Source organism: Microbacterium sp. NPDC058062 (assembly GCF_042885375.1).
GTDB lineage: Bacteria > Actinomycetota > Actinomycetes > Actinomycetales > Microbacteriaceae > Microbacterium > Microbacterium trichothecenolyticum_C.
Genome location: NZ_JBHVSC010000001.1, coordinates 235056 through 252846, shown reverse-complemented (window position 1 = coordinate 252846; position 17791 = coordinate 235056). Strand labels below are relative to the sequence as shown.

At 70.3% G+C, this 17791-nt stretch carries 13 protein-coding genes; 6 read left to right on the top strand and 7 right to left on the bottom strand.

What is annotated here, in order from left to right; genetic code table 11:
• Window positions 1-57 precede the first annotated feature (57 nt).
• Window positions 58-840 (top strand): type I methionyl aminopeptidase, encoded by a 783-nt coding sequence (gene map / locus ACFVSU_RS01150; RefSeq protein WP_310291215.1) that lies wholly within the window; start codon window positions 58-60, stop codon window positions 838-840.
• A 23-nt stretch (window positions 841-863) separates the two neighbouring features.
• Here the strand turns inward: map and glgX are convergent, their stop codons facing one another.
• Window positions 864-3065, bottom strand: coding sequence for a glycogen debranching protein GlgX (gene glgX, locus ACFVSU_RS01145; protein WP_387136906.1), 2202 nt, complete (start codon window positions 3063-3065; stop codon window positions 864-866).
• A 64-nt stretch (window positions 3066-3129) separates the two neighbouring features.
• Window positions 3130-4542, bottom strand: coding sequence for an aminotransferase class V-fold PLP-dependent enzyme (locus ACFVSU_RS01140; protein ID WP_387136904.1), 1413 nt, complete (start codon window positions 4540-4542; stop codon window positions 3130-3132).
• Between the two features lie 306 nt (window positions 4543-4848).
• Here ACFVSU_RS01140 and nirB point away from each other — a divergent pair, with 306 nt between their 5' ends.
• The 4 genes from nirB to ACFVSU_RS01120 are packed head-to-tail and all read left to right on the top strand — an operon-like array spanning window position 4849 to window position 9726.
• Window positions 4849-7428, top strand: a complete 2580-nt coding sequence (gene nirB, locus ACFVSU_RS01135; protein ID WP_387136902.1) for a nitrite reductase large subunit NirB — start codon at window positions 4849-4851, stop codon at window positions 7426-7428.
• The gene (gene nirD, locus ACFVSU_RS01130; RefSeq protein ID WP_387136900.1) at window positions 7425-7823 is read left to right on the top strand and encodes a nitrite reductase small subunit NirD; all 399 of its coding nucleotides are present in this window, start codon (window positions 7425-7427) and stop codon (window positions 7821-7823) included. The genes nirB and nirD overlap by 4 nt, the downstream gene beginning before the upstream one ends.
• On the top strand, window positions 7820-8593 hold the full coding sequence (cobA, locus tag ACFVSU_RS01125) for a uroporphyrinogen-III C-methyltransferase (RefSeq protein WP_387136898.1): 774 nt from the start codon (window positions 7820-7822) through the stop codon (window positions 8591-8593). The genes nirD and cobA overlap by 4 nt, the downstream gene beginning before the upstream one ends.
• Window positions 8590-9726: a uroporphyrinogen-III synthase gene (locus ACFVSU_RS01120; RefSeq protein ID WP_387136896.1), complete on the top strand. Its 1137-nt coding sequence runs from the start codon at window positions 8590-8592 to the stop codon at window positions 9724-9726. The genes cobA and ACFVSU_RS01120 overlap by 4 nt, the downstream gene beginning before the upstream one ends.
• 39 nt (window positions 9727-9765) lie before the next feature.
• Here ACFVSU_RS01120 and trmD read toward each other — a convergent pair whose 3' ends face one another.
• Window positions 9766-10461, bottom strand: coding sequence for a tRNA (guanosine(37)-N1)-methyltransferase TrmD (gene trmD, locus ACFVSU_RS01115; RefSeq protein ID WP_387136894.1), 696 nt, complete (start codon window positions 10459-10461; stop codon window positions 9766-9768).
• Window positions 10462-10640: 179 nt separating this feature from the next.
• Here trmD and ACFVSU_RS01110 point away from each other — a divergent pair, with 179 nt between their 5' ends.
• On the top strand, window positions 10641-12074 hold the full coding sequence (locus tag ACFVSU_RS01110) for an MFS transporter (protein ID WP_387136892.1): 1434 nt from the start codon (window positions 10641-10643) through the stop codon (window positions 12072-12074).
• A gap of 228 nt (window positions 12075-12302) precedes the next feature.
• Here ACFVSU_RS01110 and ACFVSU_RS01105 read toward each other — a convergent pair whose 3' ends face one another.
• The 4 genes from ACFVSU_RS01105 to rpsP form a co-directional block, all read right to left on the bottom strand.
• Window positions 12303-16355 carry a molybdopterin-dependent oxidoreductase gene (locus ACFVSU_RS01105; protein WP_387136890.1) on the bottom strand — a complete coding sequence of 1351 codons (4053 nt, stop codon included), beginning with the start codon at window positions 16353-16355 and terminating at the stop codon, window positions 12303-12305.
• 101 nt (window positions 16356-16456) lie between these two features.
• On the bottom strand, window positions 16457-17059 hold the full coding sequence (gene rimM / locus ACFVSU_RS01100) for a ribosome maturation factor RimM (protein WP_387136888.1): 603 nt from the start codon (window positions 17057-17059) through the stop codon (window positions 16457-16459).
• Between the two features lie 49 nt (window positions 17060-17108).
• A complete protein-coding gene (locus tag ACFVSU_RS01095; protein WP_106814138.1) occupies window positions 17109-17339 on the bottom strand; it encodes an RNA-binding protein in 231 nt (76 codons plus the stop codon).
• Window positions 17340-17343: 4 nt separating this feature from the next.
• Window positions 17344-17775 carry a 30S ribosomal protein S16 gene (gene rpsP, locus ACFVSU_RS01090; RefSeq protein ID WP_387136885.1) on the bottom strand — a complete coding sequence of 144 codons (432 nt, stop codon included), beginning with the start codon at window positions 17773-17775 and terminating at the stop codon, window positions 17344-17346.
• Between the last annotated feature and the right edge of the window lie 16 nt (window positions 17776-17791).

Sequence of the window (17791 nt, the reverse complement as noted above, 5' to 3'; positions counted from 1 at the left end):
TCCCAGCCCCATGCGTACGGGTCAGACAGAATGGAGGGGAACGAGAGGATCCCCTACATGATCGAGTTGCGCACGCCTGCCGAGATCGAGGCGATGAAGCCCGCAGGGCGATTCGTCGCCGAGACCCTCGCGACGCTGCGCGACGAGACCAAGGTGGGCACGAACCTCCTGGCGATCGACCGTCGCGCGCACGACCTCATCCGCCGAGCCGGCGCCGAGTCGTGCTACATCGACTACCACCCGTCGTTCGGCGCCCGTCCCTTCGGGAAGGTCATCTGCACCTCGGTGAACGACGCCGTCCTGCACGGACTCCCCTTCGACTACGCCCTCCGCGACGGCGACCTCGTCTCGCTCGACTTCGCGGTCTCGGTGGACGGTTGGGTGGCAGACTCCGCCGTCTCGTTCGTCGTGGGGACCCCGCGCGACGAGGACCTCGCGCTCATCGACACGACCGAGCGTGCACTGGCCGCCGCCATCGGCGCGGCGACCGTGGGCAACCGCATCGGCGACATCTCGGCGTCGATCGCCGCGGTCGCGCACGCCGACGGCTACGCGATCAACACCGACTTCGGCGGTCACGGCGTCGGCAGGATCATGCACGGCGATCCGCACGTGCCCAACGACGGCAAGGCCGGACGCGGCTACCCGCTCCGCGCGGGCCTCGTGGTCGCGCTCGAGCCGTGGTTCCTGCAGACGACCGACGAGCTCGTGACCGACCCTGACGGCTGGACGCTGCGCTCGGTCGACGGATCCCGGGGCGCCCACGCCGAGCACACCGTCGCGATCACCGAGGACGGCCCCATCGTCCTCACGGACCGGTCCTGGCTCGGCGTCGCCTGACCCGGTGCACCTGACCGGTCCGGTCAGGTGCGCAGCTCCGCACGGGGTGCGTGCGCGGGCGTCCCGGCGCCGGCGAGGGCGGCGAGCGATGCCGCCACCGAGTGATCGACCTCTCGTTCGACCCGCGGGTGCTCGCTCAGCACGATGAGCGACTTCGCCGCGAGGCGCAGGGTGTCGCCCGGCTCGATGAGCGCCGAGTCTGCCCGCTCCCCCGCCGTGTCGATGACGACCTCCCAGTCGGGGCTGAACTCGACCACCGGGATGCGGAAGTCGATGATGTCGTCGCCGGCATTGAAGAGGACGATGAAGTGGCGGTCGCGGATCGGCTCGCCGCGCCGGTCCTTCTCGCGGATGCCCTGACCGTTCAGGAAGACCCCGACCGCACGCCCGAAGCCGGACTCCCAGTCGTCCGGCTGCATGAGCGTCCCGTCGGGGCGGAGCCACGCGATGTCCTGAATCGGAACGCCGGCGTCGCGGCGCACGGGACGGCCCTCGAAGAAGCGCCGACGGCGGAACGTGGGGTGGTCGCGCCGCAGCCGGCTCATCGCCGCCGTGAATTCGAGCAGCGGGCGGTCCGCAGCATCCCAGTCGATCCACGTGGTCTCGTTGTCCTGCGCGTAGCCGTTGTTGTTGCCCTGCTGCGTGCGGCCGAGCTCGTCGCCGTGCAGCAGCATGGGAACCCCCTGGCTGAGCATGAGCGTCGCGATGAAGTTGCGCTGCTGGCGGGCGCGCATCGTGAGCACCGCGGGGTCGTCGGTGGGGCCTTCGACGCCGAAGTTGTCGGAGCGGTTGTCGTCGGCCCCGTCACGGCCGTCCTCTCCGTTGGCGTCGTTGTGCTTCTCGTTGTACGACACGAGATCGCGCAGCGTGAACCCGTCGTGGGCAGTGACGAAGTTGACGGATGCCACGGGCCGGCGCCCGGAGTGCTCGTAGAGGTCGCTCGACCCCGTGAGCCGTGAGGCGAACTCGCCGAGCGCCTGCGGCTCACCGCGCCAGAAGTCGCGGACGGTGTCGCGGTACTTGCCGTTCCACTCGGTCCACTGGGGTGGGAAGTTCCCCACCTGGTAGCCGCCGGGGCCGACGTCCCACGGCTCGGCGATGAGCTTCACCTGCGAGACCACGGGGTCCTGCTGGACGAGTTCGAAGAAAGTCGACAGGCGGTCGACGTCGTAGAACTCGCGCGCCAGGGCGGACGCGAGGTCGAAGCGGAACCCGTCGACGTGCATCTCGAGCACCCAGTACCGCAGCGAGTCCATGAGGAGCTGCAGCGAGTGCGGATTGCGCACGTTGAGGCTGTTCCCGGTACCCGTGTAGTCGGTGTAGTAGCGCTTGTCGTCGTCGAGCTTGTAGTAGGCGGCGTTGTCGATGCCTCGCATCGAAAGGGTCGGCCCGAGGTGGTTGCCTTCGGCCGTGTGGTTGTAGACGACGTCGAGGATCACCTCGATGCCCGCGGCGTGCAGTGCCCGCACCATTCCCTTGAACTCCTGGACCTGCTGACCGCGGTCGCCGGTCGCCGCGTAGCGGTTGTGCGGGGCGAAGTACGAGATCGAGTTGTAGCCCCAGTAGTTCGAGAGCCCCTTCTCCTGCAGCACCGCGTCGTCGACGAACTGGTGCACCGGCATGAGCTCGATCGCCGTCACGCCGAGTTTCGTGAGGTGCTCGATGATCGCCGGATGCGCGACGGCGCTGTAGGTGCCGCGCATGTCCTCCGGGATCGCGGGGTGGCGCTCGGTCAGTCCGCGGACGTGTGCCTCGTAGATGAGCGTCTCGGAGTACGGCGTCCCGGGCCGGCGGTCGCCCGCCCAGTCGAAGAAGGGATTGACGACGACGCCCTTGATCATGTCGGCGGCGGAGTCGTCGTCGTTGCGTGAATCGGGATCCCCGAACGTGTACCCGTAGACCGACTGCCCCCACGTGACCGCACCTTCGACCGCCTTCGCGTACGGGTCGAGGAGCAGCTTGGCGGGGTTGAAGCGCAGGCCGTTCGCGGGGTCGTACGGGCCGTGGACGCGATAGCCGTAGCGCTGGCCGGGCTGGATGTTCGGCACATACGTGTGCCATACGAACGCGTCGACCTCCACGAGTTCGAGGCGGGTCTCGGCACCGCGCTCGCCGAACAGGCAGAGTTCGACGCGCTCGGCGCCCTCGCTGAACAGCGCGAAGTTCGTACCGCTCCCGTCGAATGTCGCTCCGAGCGGATATGCCGATCCCGGCCAGGTGTGCACGAATCTTCTCCTCGCCGTCGGGTCGCTACACCCTATCGGAGCGGGATTGCCGATCCCCCGGAGCTCAGATCCGCTCGGCGACTCCCTCGAGCGGATGCGGGGCGCCGCTGGGCGCCGGGGCGGCGACGAACCGTTCCGGCGTGTCGACGGCCTGCCGGACGGCCTCGACGACACGATCGACGTCTTCGGGGGTGTTGTAGAGGGTGAAGCTCACGCGGCAGCTCGCCGGCGGATCGATCGCCAGGTCATGGTGCGCGAGCGTCGCGCAATGGCACCCGGCGCGCGACTCGACCCCCTGCGCGTTGAGCGCCCGGGCGATGTCGAACGGCGAGTGCCCGTCGACGTTGAACGCGACGAGCGGGGTCCGCTCCCTCCCCCGTGGCACGCCGTACACATGCAGTCCGTCGATGGCCGAGAGCTCCTCCAAGGCCTGTTGGGTGAGGGATGCCGCGTGCCCGGCGACGATCCCCATGGCGGCGTCGACGGCGGCAGAGCTGATCGGGTCGTCCGTGCGGAACCAGGCGCGTTCGGCATCCGCGCCGACCATGTCGACGATGAGACGGAGCGTCTGCGCCGACGCGATCACACCGAGGATGTTCGGGGTGCCGGCGGAGTACTTCCACGGCAGCTCGTTGTACTCGACGCGGTCCGGGAAGACTCGCCCCTCGGCGATCATGTCGCCCCCGTACAGGAAAGGCGGAAGCGATTCTCGAAGCGTCTCCTTCGCGTAGAGCACGCCGACGCCGAAGGGAGCCAGCAGCTTGTGGAACGAGAACGCCACGAAGTCGGCATCCATCGCCTGCACGTCCACGCGTGAGCTCGCGAACCGCTGGGCGCCATCGACGAGGAGGAGCGCACCGCGGCGGCCGTCCGGCTGGGCGTAGCCGCCCGCGTCCGCGATCGCGCGCACGCTGTCCAGCGGCGGCTTCGTCCCCAGGAAGTTCGACCCGCCCGTGCAGCACACGAGCTTCGTGCGGGCGTCCACGAGTGAGGCGAGGTGCTCCAGATCGAGCTCACCGGTCTCATGGTCGAATCGCGCGAGCCGGCATTCCACCCGCAGGCCGAACCGCGGCAGGATCTCGCGGCACAGCGCATACCACGGGACGTAGTTCGAGTTGTGCTCCATGAGGGTCGTGACGACGTTGTCGCCGTCGCGGAAGTCGGCCATCAGCGAGTACATCGCGGCGTTGATCGCCTCCGTCGTGCTGCGGTGCATCGACAGCGTGCGTCTCGACGGCGCGTTGATCCACGCCGCGATGGTGTCGAAGGACGCCTCGAACATCTCGGTGGTCCGGATGGACGCATCGGACTGCCCGCGGTGGACGTTCTCGTACGTCTCGGACAGGTCGCGCAGCAGCTCGAACACCGCGAGCGGAGGCTGAGTGCTCGCGGCATTGTTCGTCACGGTGCGGTCGCGGAGCGGGAACGCGAACTGGGAGCGGATCAGCTGGAGCTCGCGCGAAGCGAGGTTCCCCATGCAGCAGAGAATCCTCCTCTTCACCCCGCGCGGCAAGAGCCTCCGGCCGGCGGGCCGCGCGCCTGCGGGCGCCCTGCAGGTCGCAGCATCCTCTCCGCTCTTCTCACTTCCCCGTGCCGTCCGGTGTGATCGAAACGTTCGCTCGGGGTAACCGCCCGCGGTCCGGCGGTGAAACACCGCGCTCGTAGCGTCAGCGTCACCGAGACGTCTGCCCCCCGAGGAGGAGCCATGGCCCACCGCGACCGTGTCAACAGCCGGAAACATGACGCTGACGCTGCTGCAACATCACCGGCGTACGGTGACGGCATGAGCGAGACCCCTGCCCTCGGCACCCACGTGGTGATCGTGGGCGCGGGCATGGTCGCGCACCGCTTCATCGAGAGCCTGCTCAGCCGGGCCGGCGAAGAGTGGCGCATCACGCTCATCGGCGAAGAGGAGCGTCACCCCTACGACCGGGTCGGCCTCACCGGGTTCTTCGCCGGCGCATCGCCCGAAGACCTCGAGCTCGAGCGCGCGGTGCTCGACGACGAGCGCGTGCGGTTCCTCCGCGGCGAGGCCGTCACCCGCATCGACCGCGCTGCGCGCCGCGTGACGACCCGCAGCGGCACGAGCCTCGCCTACGACAGGCTGATCCTCGCGACCGGCTCGTACGCGGCGAAGCTCGCCGTCGACGGCTTCGGTCTCGAAGGCTGCTTCGTCTACCGCACCCTCGACGACGTCGAGAAGCTCGAGCAGTTCGTCCAGCGCCGCTCGGCCGAGCTCGGACGTCCGCTCGTCGGCACGGTGATCGGCGGCGGACTCCTCGGACTGGAGGCCGCAGGCGCCCTCCAGGGACTCGACGTCGACTGCACGGTGGTCCAGTCCTCCGACCGGCTCATGTCGGCGCAGCTCGACCTTCCCGCCGGCAACGCCCTGCGGCGCCTCATCGAGTCGCGCGGGATCACCGTGAAGACCGAAGCGGTCACCACCCGTCTCGACCCCGACCGTTCGGGACAGGTGACGGGCCTCGAGTTCCGCGACGGCACGTACGCGCGCACCGACGTCGTGGTCTTCACCGTCGGCGTGCGCCCGCGCGACGAGCTGGCGCGCGGCGCCGGCCTCGACGTGCACCCCCGCGGCGGCGTGCTGATCGACGCCGGCTGCCAGACCTCCGACCCTCGCGTGCTGGCGATCGGCGAGGTCGCCAACTACGACGGCATGTGCGTGGGACTGGTCGCACCCGGATATGCGATGGCCGAAGTCGCCGCCACGCGGCTGCTCGGGGGCGAGGCATCCTTCCCCGGCTACGACCTGTCGACCAAGCTCAAGCTGTCGGGCGTCGACGTCGCCAGCTTCGGCGACGCGTTCGCCGAGACGCCGGGCGCACTCGACGTCACGTACGCCGACCCGGTGGCCGGCGTCTACAAGAAGCTCGTGCTGTCGGACGACGCGAAGACGCTGCTCGGCGGCATCCTCGTCGGCGACGCATCGGCCTACGGGTCGCTGCGTCCGCTCGTCGGCGGCGCGCTCGGCGGCGACCCCGCCGCCTACCTCATGCCCGAGGGCGGCGTCGCGGCGCCGACCGGCGACCTCCCCGACGAGGCGCTCGTGTGCTCGTGCAACAGTGTCACGGCGGGAGCGATCCGCCACGCGGTGCACGAGGAGGGCTGCACGGATGTCGCGGCCATCAAGTCCTGCACCAAGGCCGGGGCGGCATGCGGCTCGTGCGTGATGATGGTGAAGAAGATCGTGGGCACGGAGCTCGCGAAGTCCGGCGCGGCGCTCAGCAACGCCATCTGCGAGCACTTCGACATGTCGCGCCGCCAGCTGTTCGACGCCGTGCGCGTGTCGGGACTCACCACGTTCAGCGCCGTGATCGAGCGCTTCGGCACCGGGCGCGGCTGCGACATCTGCAAGCCCGCTCTCGCCAGCATCCTGTCGACGCTCGTGCGCGGTCACGTGCTCGAGGGCGAGAACGCCACTCTGCAGGACACCAACGACCACGTGATGGCGAACCTGCAGAAGGACGGCAGCTACTCGGTGGTCCCCCGCATCCCCGGCGGCGAGATCACGCCCGAGGGACTGCTCGTGATCGGCCAGGTCGCGAAGGACTTCGGTCTCTACACGAAGATCACCGGCGGGCAGCGGATCGACATGTTCGGCGCGCGCCTGGAGCAGCTGCCCGAGATCTGGAAGCAGCTCGTGGACGCCGGATTCGAGTCGGGTCACGCCTACGGCAAGTCGCTGCGCACGGTGAAGTCGTGCGTCGGCTCCACCTGGTGCCGCTACGGCGTGCAGGACTCGGTCGGCATGGCGGTGCAGCTCGAGCTTCGCTACCGCGGGCTGCGCTCCCCGCACAAGATCAAGCTCGGTGTCTCGGGCTGCGCGCGCGAGTGCGCGGAGGCACGCGGCAAGGACGTCGGCGTGATCGCCACCGAAGCGGGCTGGAATATGTACGTCGGCGGCAACGGCGGCTTCACGCCCCGCCACGCCGTGCTGCTCGCCGAGGGGCTCAACGACGACGAGCTCCTCACGGCGATCGACCGGTTCCTGATGTACTACATCTTCACCGCCGACCGCCTGCAGCGGACCGCGCCGTGGTTCGAGGACCTGGACGGCGGCATCGAGGGCCTCCGTGAGGTCATCTTCGACGACAGCCTCGGAATCTGCGCCGACCTCGACGCCGCGATGGAAGCCCACCTCGACTCGTACGCGGACGAGTGGAAGGCGACCCTCGAGGACCCCGAGAAGCTCCGCCGCTTCGCGTCGTTCGTCAACGCCCCGACGACGCCCGACCCCTCGCTGGCCTACACCGCCGAGCGCGGCCAGCCCCGACCCGCCACCGAGGACGAGCGCGCCGACTCGCGCGTGCTCATCGCCGGAACGACCCTGGAGGTGCGCCGATGACCCTCGTCGACCCGCAGACCGCCGAGTACACCGCTCCCGACGGCTGGGTGCGCGTCTGCGCGCTCGACGACCTCGAGATCGAGCGCGGCCGCGCCGCTCTCCTGGGCGGAACGCAGATCGCACTGTTCCTGCTCCACGGGCCCGACGGCTCTGCGGGCCGCGTTCACGCCGTCTCGAACCTCGACCCCTACAGCCACGCGCACGTCATCTCGCGCGGCATCGTCGGCACCCGGCAGGACGTCCCCACGGTCGCCTCGCCCATGTACAAGCAGGTCTTCGATCTGCGCACGGGCGTCTGCCTCGATACGCAGGGCAAGGAGCCGAAGAGCCTGCACGTCTGGCCCGTGGCCATCGACGACGGGCATGTCCTGGTCCGCTGGGAGGGCGAGCGATGACCGGGCGCGCGAAGACCACCGTCGGGCGCGTCGACCTCATCGGCGGCGGTCCCGGTCCGATCGACCTGCTCACCCTGCGCGCGTGGCGCCTGCTGACGCGCGCGGAGGTCGTCGTGATGGACAGGCTCGGGCCGACCGACATCCGCGACCACGTCGGCCCCGACGTGGAGATCATCGACGTGGGAAAGCTCCCCGGCCACCACCCGGTGCCGCAGGACGAGATCAACGAGCTCCTCGTCGACCGCGCCCGTGCGGGCAAGCGGGTGGTGCGCCTCAAGGGAGGGGACCCCTTCGTCTTCGGCCGCGGCGGCGAAGAGGTCGCCGCGTGCCTCGCGGCCGGCATCCCGGTCGACGTCGTGCCCGGCATCTCGAGCGCGGTCGCGGTTCCTCAGGCAGCCGGCATCCCGATCACCCATCGCGGTGTCGCAGGAGCGGTGCACATCATGAACGGACCGTCCGAGGTGACCGAGGCCACGCTCGCGGCCCTCCGCGACAACAGCGTCACGACGGTCATCCTGATGGGCGTCGGCGCACTGCCCCGCATCGTCTCGGACGCCCTCCACGCCGGCGTTCCCGCGGATCGCCCCGTCGCCATCGTCGAGCGCGGTCACCACCGCGACCAGCGCACGACGCGCAGTACCCTGGGGTCGGTCGTCGTCGATGCCGGCCTCGCCGGCGTGCGCAACCCCGCCGTCATCGTGGTCGGCGAGGTGGCCCGCGCCGGGCTGCTGCTTCCCGACCCCCAACTGGCAGGTGACATCGTCCTTTGAGCTCCACCCCACGCCCCACCCTCTCGGCCGCGCTCGACGGCTGCACGATCGTCATCGCCGTCGATCGTCGCTCCTCCGAGCTGGCCGCAGCACTCGAGCGTCATGGCGCTCAGGTGCGCCACGCTCCCGCGCTGACGATCGTGCCCCACATCGATGACGACGCCCTCATCGCCGCGACGCGCGAGCTGATAGCGCGGCAGCCCGACGTGGTCGTCGCGACGACCGGCGTGGGCTTCCGCGGCTGGATGGAGGCCGCCGACGAAGCCGGACTCCTCGACGACCTCCACGCCGCACTGTCCAGGGCCCAGATCGTCGCCCGCGGCCCCAAGGCGCGTGGCGCGATCCAGCAGGCGGGTCTCACCGCCGACTGGGTGGCCGAGTCCGAGACCTCTGCCGAGCTCGGCGAGTACCTCCTCGCCGAGGGTGTCGCCGACAGGCGCGTGGCGGTTCAGCACCACGGCTCGGGCGCCGACGGCCTGGACGACCTGTTCGAGGGCGCGGGCGCCGACGTGGTGAGCCTCACCGTGTATCGCTGGGGTCCTCCGCCGGACCCCGCAGCGGTCTCGCGCTCCGTCATCGCCGCCGCGCAGGGCGAAGTCGACGCGGTGCTGTTCACGTCCGCCCCCGGCGCCGCAGAGTGGATCACCGCGGCACGGAACGAGGGCGTGATCGACCAGATCGTCGACCGTGAGGCGGAAGGACGCCTGCTCATGGCCGCCGTCGGACCCATCACCGCGGGTCCGCTCCAGGATGCAGGACTCCAGCCGCTGATCGCCGAGCGGGGTCGCCTCGGCTCGCTGGTGCGAGCCGTCGTCACCCACTTCGGCGGCGGCGGCGCGGCGTCGCTGCCGACCTCTGCGGGGCGTCTCGAACTGCGCAGCACGGGCATCGTGCTGGAGGGCCGGCACATCCCGCTGTCGCGCAGCGCCACCGACATCGTCGCCGCGCTGTTCGACGCCCAGGGCGGTGTCGTGTCGCGGCCTCGCCTGCAGGCGGCGTTGCCGCGGTCCGGCGAGAACACGCACGCCGTCGAGATGGCCGTCGCGCGGCTCCGCGAGTCGCTGGGCGTTCCCGACCTGGTGAAGACCGTGGTGAAGCGCGGCTACCGGCTCAACGTCATCGAACCCGCCTGACGCCTCCCCGGCGATTCCGCCGGGGCCGCGGCATCCGCCTCAGGCGGCAGGATCGGGCTCGCTCAGCAGGTCCGGACGGTGCGCCCGCGTGCGCTCGAGGCTCTGCTCGCGCCGCCACGCGGCGATCGCGCCGTGGTTGCCGCTGAGCAGGACCGGCGGCACCTCGAGCCCGCGCCATTCGGCGGGTTTCGTGTAGCTCGGGTACTCGAGCAGGCCGAGCTCGTGCGATTCCTCGACGAGGCTCTCGGGGTTGCCCACGACGCCCGGGATCAGCCGGGACACCGCCTCGATCACGGCCATCGCCGCGACCTCTCCCCCGTTGAGGACGTAGTCGCCGAGGCTCACCAGTCGCACGCGCCCGCGCGCCGCGTAGTGGTCGACGACGCGCTGGTCGATCCCCTCATAGCGTCCGCAGGCGAACACGAGGTGCTTCTCGTCGGCGAGTTCGCGCGCCATCGGCTGCGAGAAGAGTTCGCCGGCGGGAGACGGCACCAGCAGCACGGCGTCGTCGCTCAGCACCTCGTCGAGCGCCTCGCCCCAGGGCTCGGGCTTCATCACCATGCCGGCGCCCCCGCCATACGGGGTGTCATCGACGGTGCGATGGCGATCGTGGGTCCAGTCCCGCAGATCGTGGACGTGCATGTCGAGGATGCCGCGATCCCGGGCCTTCCCGATGAGCGAGACGCCGAGCACGTCGAAGAACGTCGGGAAGATCGTGACGATGTCGACGCGCATGCCTTCGAGTCTAGAAGCCCCACGTGTTTCCGACGTGTGACGGGGCGTCCACCTCGGGCGGCAGCATCCGTGATCGAGAAGTGACCGAGAGGTAACCGCGGGAGCAGGCGGGCCGAAACACCGCGTTCCTAGCGTGGAGACACACTCACCCCCAGTGTCTGCTCAATCAGGGAGGCGCCATGACCACGACCGACACCCCGTCGATGACGGATACCGCAGCTCCATCCCGCACCACCGCACCGGCCGATGCGCCGGTCGCACTCACCCATCGCCCGGGCCGCTGGATCGACGGCTGGAACGCCGAGAACCCGACGTTCTGGGCGGCGTCAGGCCGCGCGATCGCACGACGCAACCTCGGCTGGTCGATCTTCGCCGAGTTCCTCGGGTTCATCATCTGGCAGCTGTGGAGCATCGTCGTCGTGATGCTGCCGGCCGCCGGCTTCCAGCTCACCAGCTCCGAGTCGTTCTGGCTCATCTCGCTGCCCAGCCTCGTCGGCGCGACCCTGCGCTTCCCCTACACGTTCATGGTCGCGATCTTCGGCGGCCGCAACTGGACGATCGTGTCGGCGGCGCTGCTGCTCATCCCCGCGACACTGCTCGGCATCGTCGTGTCCAACCCCGAGACCCCCTTCGGCGTGCTGCTGCTCGTCGCGGCGCTCGGCGGCGTGGGCGGCGGCAACTTCGCGAGCTCGATGGCGAACATCACCTACTTCTTCCCGCAGAAGGAGAAGGGCTGGGCGCTGGGCCTGAACGCCGCGGGCGGCAACCTGGGCACGTCGGTCGCCCAGTTCGCCGTGCCGATCGTCGTGACGCTCGGCGCAGGGGCGACCCTCAACATCTCCCTCGCGGGCTGGATGTGGATCCCGCTGATCCTGGTCGCGATGTTCGGCGCATGGCGCTATATGGACAACCTGTCGTCGGCGAAGGCGGACTTCGGCAGCTCCGCCGCCGCGCTGCGCGAACCGCACCTGTGGATCATGGCGCTGCTCTACATCGGCACGTTCGGCTCGTTCATCGGGTTCGCGAGCGTCTTCCCGAAGCTCATCGCCGACCAGTTCCCCGAGTTCTCGACGATCCAGGTCGGACAGGCGGCGGTCTCGCTCGCCTTCCTCGGCGCGCTGGTCGGCTCGCTCGCCCGCCCCTACGGCGGCCGCCTCGCCGACCGGTTCGGCGGCGCACGCGTGACGGTGTGCGCCTTCTCGGTGATGGCACTCGGCGCGCTCGCCCTCGTCTGGACGCTGCCGATGCACAACTTCGTCGTGTTCCTCGCGTGCTTCCTCGTCCTGTTCGCGGCGACCGGCATGGGCAACGGGTCGACCTACCGCATGATCCCGAGCATCTTCGCCGCGCGCTCGCGGGCGCGGGGCTTTGAGCCCGGCACGCCGGAGGCCACGAAGATGATCCGCAAGGCGGCCGCGGCGCTCGGCCTCATCTCGGCGATCGGCGCCTACGGCGGGTTCCTCGTTCCCCAGGTGCTCAACGCCTCCCAGCTCGCCACCGGCGGCTACCAGGCCGCGTTCTACGGCTTCGTCGCCGCGTACGTGGGGCTCCTGCTGCTCACGGTGTTCGTGTACGTGATCCCGAGGGCGTCGCTGGCGAAGCAGCGCATCTGACCGCACCAGCTCTGACGGAGAGCGGATGCCTCGACCCGAGGCATCCGCTCTTCTGCGTGTCCGTCCGCATCCTGGTCAACGGCGCGTTCGTTCGTCACAGATGTACGCGAACGTCGCCGATCTGCGTACATCTGTGACGAACGAACAGGAGGGTGGCGGGGGTTCGCGACGGCCGCGACCGCGTGAAGCTGCGGGTCCCGCGACCGGCAGCGTCGGCCAGGGCCGCGCTCAGTAGACGTCGCGGACGTACCGCTCGTCGGCGGCAAGGCCGCGGACGTACTCGGCGGCGGCCTCTTCGGAGAGCTTGCCGTGCTGCTGGGCGATGGCGACCAGGGTGGCGTCGACGTCCTTGGCCATGCGCATCGCGTCACCGCACACGTAGACGTGCGCGCCGTCGTCCTGGAGCCAGCGCCACAGGTGGGCGCCGTGCTCGATCATGCGATCCTGCACGTAGATCTTCTGCCGCTGGTCGCGCGAGAACGCGACATCGAAGCGGGTGAGGAACCCGTCCTCGCGCATCTCGTCGAGCTCGTCGCGGTAGTAGAAGTCGCTCGCGGCGTGCTGCTCGCCGAAGAACAGCCAGTTGCGGCCGGTGTGGCCGTCGGCGCGACGGTCGTGCAGGAACGCGCGGAACGGGGCGATCCCGGTGCCCGGGCCGATCATGATCATCGGGGTCTCGCTGGTGGCCGGCGGGCGGAACGCGGGCGACCGCTGCAGGTACACCGGCGCGCCGAGGGCGTCGCCATCCGCGAGGAACGTCGAGCACACGCCGCCGCGGGCGCGTCCGGAGTCGGTCTCGAAGCGGACCACCGAGACCGTGAGCTCCACCGTGTCGGGGTCGGCCTTGGGGCTCGACGAGATGGAGTACTGACGGGGCTGCAGTCGCTTGAGCACGCCGGCCCAGTCGGCGGCGGTGGCCCGCACCGGGAAGTCGCGCACGAGGTCGACCGCCTGCTGGCTCCACAGGAACTGCTCGAGGCGCCCCTTGTTCTCACGCCGCAGCAGGCCGGCGAGCATGCTGTCGCCGCTGCGCTCGGCGATGAAGCGCACCAGGTCGACGGGCGTCTTCGTGATGTCGAGCCGCGTCCGCAGGGCATCGGCGAAGGTGCGCTCCTCGCCGTCGACCTCCACGATCTCGAGCGGCGCGATGCCGGTCGCATCGATCCACTCTGCGACGACCGCCGGAGCGTTGGCGCACACGACGCCGAGTGAGTCTCCGGCCTCGTACGTCGCGCCCGAATCCGAGAGGTCGAACGCGAAGCGCCGCACCTCCTTCTGCGAACCCGGACCGCTGAGCAGGTCGTTGCGCACGAGCGGTGCGAGCACGGGGTTGGCGCGGCTGAACAGGCGCTTCGCCGGCGGAGCCTGGAGGGCGACGGATGCCGCACCCGTCGTCCCTTCCGCGGCCAGGGTGTCGAGGATCTGGGCCAGCCACGCCTCGCGCGGTTCGTCGGCGTCGGGCTCGAGATCGACTCGTTCGAGGAGAGCGGTCGCGCCGAGCTCGCCCAGGCGACTGTCGAGCCGCCGACCATGGCCGCAGAAGTCGTCGTAGTTCGAGTCGCCGAGCGCGAGCACCGCGTAGCGCAGCCCCGACAGCTCGGGCGCACCGTCGGCGTTGAGCTCATGCCACAGGGCTGCGGCGTTGTCGGGCGGCCCACCGTCGCCGAACGTCGAGGTGACCACCAGCAGACGCTTCACCGCCGTCAGGTCCGTCGCGCGCAGCTCCGCCATGCTCCGGGCACGCGCGGGGATGCCGCGCGCGCCGAGTGCGGCGGTCGCCGCCGTCGCGAACTCCTCGGCGTTCCCCGTCTGCGAGCCCCAGAGCACGACGACCTCGTCCATGCCCTCGGCCCCCGGCATCGCCACGCCGACCGCGGTGCGGGAGAAGGCCCCCGCGAGCACGCCGTCGAACCACGCCCGCACGAGCGCACCGAGCGGGGCCTCGGCGGGCAGCACCGGCACCTCGCCCGGAGCGAGCACCACCGACCGCACCGTCGAGAGGAAGCCTGCGAGGTAGGCGCCCTCCAGATCGTTCAGCTGCGGCGGCGCGAGCGCCACGCCGGCGCTCGCGAGCGCCTCGTCGGCGGATGCGGTCGACGATCCTGCTCCCCCGACCGCCGGGCCGACCCGGCGGAGGGTCACGGCGGCGAACTTGAACTCCGGCTGCGCCGACAGCGGGTCCACCGCGTCGCTCGTCACGGCGTTGACGGTGACGTACTCTCCGTGCTCGTCGTTCCAGTGGAACGGCGCGAACAGCCCGCCGGGCTGCACACGGTCGGTGAGCACCGCGGGCACGACGAAACGGCCGCGGCGCGAGGCGACCTCGACCTGATCGCCCTCGGCGATGCCGAGCCGCTCGGCGTCGGCCGGGTGCACCTCGACGAACGGTCCGGGGTGCAGCTTCGCGAGCTTGGCCACGCGGCCGGTCTTCGTCAGCGTGTGCCAGTGGTGCGGGAGGCGCCCGGTGTTGAGCACCCAGGGGTAGTCGTCGTCGGGAAGCTCAGCCGGTGCCAGGTGCGGCCGTGCGAGGAACTGCGCGCGCCGCGACGGCGTCGCGAACGCGAGGCGCGGCACCGTGCCGTCGTCCTCGACGTGCAGCGACTGGCTCACCCCGTCGTTCAGATACCGGATCGGATGCCGCGTCCCGGGGTCGTCCGGCGGCGCGGGCCACTGCACCGGCGTCTCACGCAGCCGCTCGTAGGTCACACCGCGCAGATCCCACCCGGTCTGCGGGTTCCAGAAGCGTCGGATCTCGTCGAACACCTCGGCGCTCGAGGCGAAGTCGAACCCCTCGAAGCCCATCGCACGGGCGATCTGGCAGATCGTGAGCCAGTCCGGCTGCGCCTCGCCCGGCGCCGCGATCACGTCGCGCACGAGCGTCAGCGTGCGGTCGCTGTTCACCGTCACGCCATCGGCTTCGACCCACAGCGTGGCCGGCAGCAGGATGTCGGCGTACGCGGTGGTGGCCGTCTCGGTGTAGACGTCCTGTGCGATGACGAGCTCGGCGGTCTCCAGCGCCTCGATCACGGTCTTGCGGTTGGCCACCGACGCGACGGGGTTGCTGCAGATGATCCAGACGGCCTTGATCTCGCCGTCGGCCGCGCGCCGGAACATGTCGATCGTGCCCGAGCCCGACTCCGCGCGGATCGCACCGGACTCCAGTCCCCAGACGTCCTCGACGAACGCGCGGTCGGGCGCGCTGAACACCGCGCGCTGGCCGGGCAGACCCGGCCCCATGTACCCCATCTCGCGCCCGCCCATCGCGTTCGGCTGGCCGGTCAGCGAGAACGGTCCGCTTCCGGGGCGGCAGATCGCGCCGGTCGCGAGGTGGAGGTTGCAGATGGCGTTCGTCGACCACGTGCCGTGGGTGGACTGATTGAGCCCCATCGTCCACAGCGTCATCCACTCGCCGGCCTCGCCGATCCAGCGGGCGGCGGTGCGGATGTCGTCTTCGGCCAGTCCGGTCAGCTCTGCGACGCGCGCCGGCGGGTACTCGGCGAGGAGCTCGTCCATGTGCTCCCAGCCCTCGGTGTGGGCGGCGATGAACTCCTCGTCGATGTCGCCGGCCTCGACGAGGAGGTGCAGGAGGCCGTTCAGCAGCGCGAGGTCGGTGCCGGGCCGGATCTGCAGGAAGAGGTCGGCGCGGTCCGCGGTGGTGGTGCGACGCGGGTCCACGACGATGAGCTTCGCGCCCTGCTTCAGCCGGTCGGCCATGCGCAGGAACAGGATCGGGTGGCAGTCGGCCGTGTTCGAGCCGATCACGAAGAAGAGGTCGGCGCGGTCGAAGTCCTCATACGATCCGGGCGGTCCATCGGCACCCAGCGACTGCTTGTAGCCGGTGCCGGCCGACGCCATGCACAGCCGCGAGTTCGACTCGATGTGGATGCCGCGCAGGTACCCCTTGACCAGCTTGTTCGAGAGGTATTGCGCCTCCATGCTCATCTGCCCCGAGACGTACAGCGCGATCGCGTCGGGACCGTACTCGTCGAGGATCGCGCGGAGGCGGGCCGCAGCATCCGTCACCGCATCGGAGACCGGAACGGGCGCCGCGGGCTCACCGCGCGACGGCCGGACGTGCGCCGTGGTCATGCGACCCGGAGCCTGCATGAGCTCGGCGTGGGTCGCGCCCTTGGTGCACAGCCGCCCCGCGTTCGTGGGGTGCGCGCGGTCGCCCGCCACCTTCGCGATGGCGAGCGGATGCCCCGCCTCGGCGCCCGAGGTCGTCACCGAGATACCGCAGCCGACGCCGCAGTAGGAGCACACGGTGCGCACTTCGCCCATGTCTTCGATGGTCCCGGACGGAGATTCCGGGGCGTTTCCCGCCGTGTTTCCCGCAGATCACATCTGCCGCACGCCGAGCGGCTGCGCGCAGTGAAGAGGAGTCAGTCGGTGGAGTCGTCGGCGTCGGGCTCGGAAGGAGCCTCTTCGCCGTCGTCCGGGATCTCTTCGAAGAGTCCTGCGGGCGGTGTCACGATCACGCGACCGCCCGCGATGTCGACCTCGGGCACGATCGCCTTGACGAAGGGCACCAGAACCTCGTCGTCGCGGACCTTCACGATGAGCAGGTCCTGCGAGGGGAAGTGGTCCACGCGTGCGACCTTGCCGACGGTCTCCCCGTCACGCACGACGTCGAGGCCGACGAGCTGGTGGTCGAACCAGGCGTCCTCTTCGGCGGGCGAGGCCTGCATGTCCTCGTCGACCCAGAGGATCGCGCGGATGAGCCCTTCGGCCGCGTCGCGGTCGTCGACACCGTCGAAGAAGGCGACCGGGTGGCTGTTCATCCATTTGAACTCGCGCACCGTGAGGGGCTTGCCGTGCCACGGCGACGACTCGGGCACCTGGAGCGTGAACGTCGCGCCGGGGACGAAGCGTCCTTCCGGGTCGTCGGTGTACAGCTCGAGCTTGATCGCGCCCTTCAGGCCGTGCGCCTTCACGAGGCGGCCGACCCGGAGCTGCGTCTTGCCCGCGGGGGGAACTGCGTTCACGGGCTTCCGGGCGTCGGCGCCCGATCCCGTGGTGTCTTCGCCTGACACCTCAGTCGTCCGCGACGTCGACGCGCACACGGCGTCCGTCGGCGAGGGCGGAGATGAGGGTGCGCAGGGCTTTGGCCGTGCGGCCGCCGCGCCCGATCACGCGACCCCGGTCTTCGGGGTGGACGTGCACCTCGAGCACGTCGCCTCGCGGCGACGTGGACGAGTCGATGCGGACGTCGTCCGGGTGATCGACGATCCCCTTGACGACGTGTTCGAGCGCGGCGGCGAGCAACGGATTACTCGGCGGACTCGTCGGCGGCGTCGGCCGCGTCGGTCGCCTCGTCGGCGGGAGCCTCGGCGGGCTCCTCTGCCTTCTTCTCAGCCTTCGGCTTGACGACCGACTTCTTCGAGGCGTCGGCCTCGAAAGCGGCCTTGTCCTCGCGGGTCTTCACGGTCGAGACCGCGTTCTTGTCGCCCTTGAACTGGCCCCAGTCGCCGGTCAGCTTGAGGATGGCGAGCACCTGCTCGGTCGGCTGGGCGCCGACGGACAGCCAGTACTGCGCGCGCTCCGAGTCGACCTCGATGAACGAGGGCTCCTCGGTGGGGTGGTACTTGCCGATCTCCTCGATGACACGACCGTCGCGCTTGGTGCGCGAGTCGGCCACGACGATGCGGTAGTAGGGCGCACGGATCTTGCCGAGGCGCTTGAGACGAATCTTGACAGCCACGATTCTCCTGAATGTG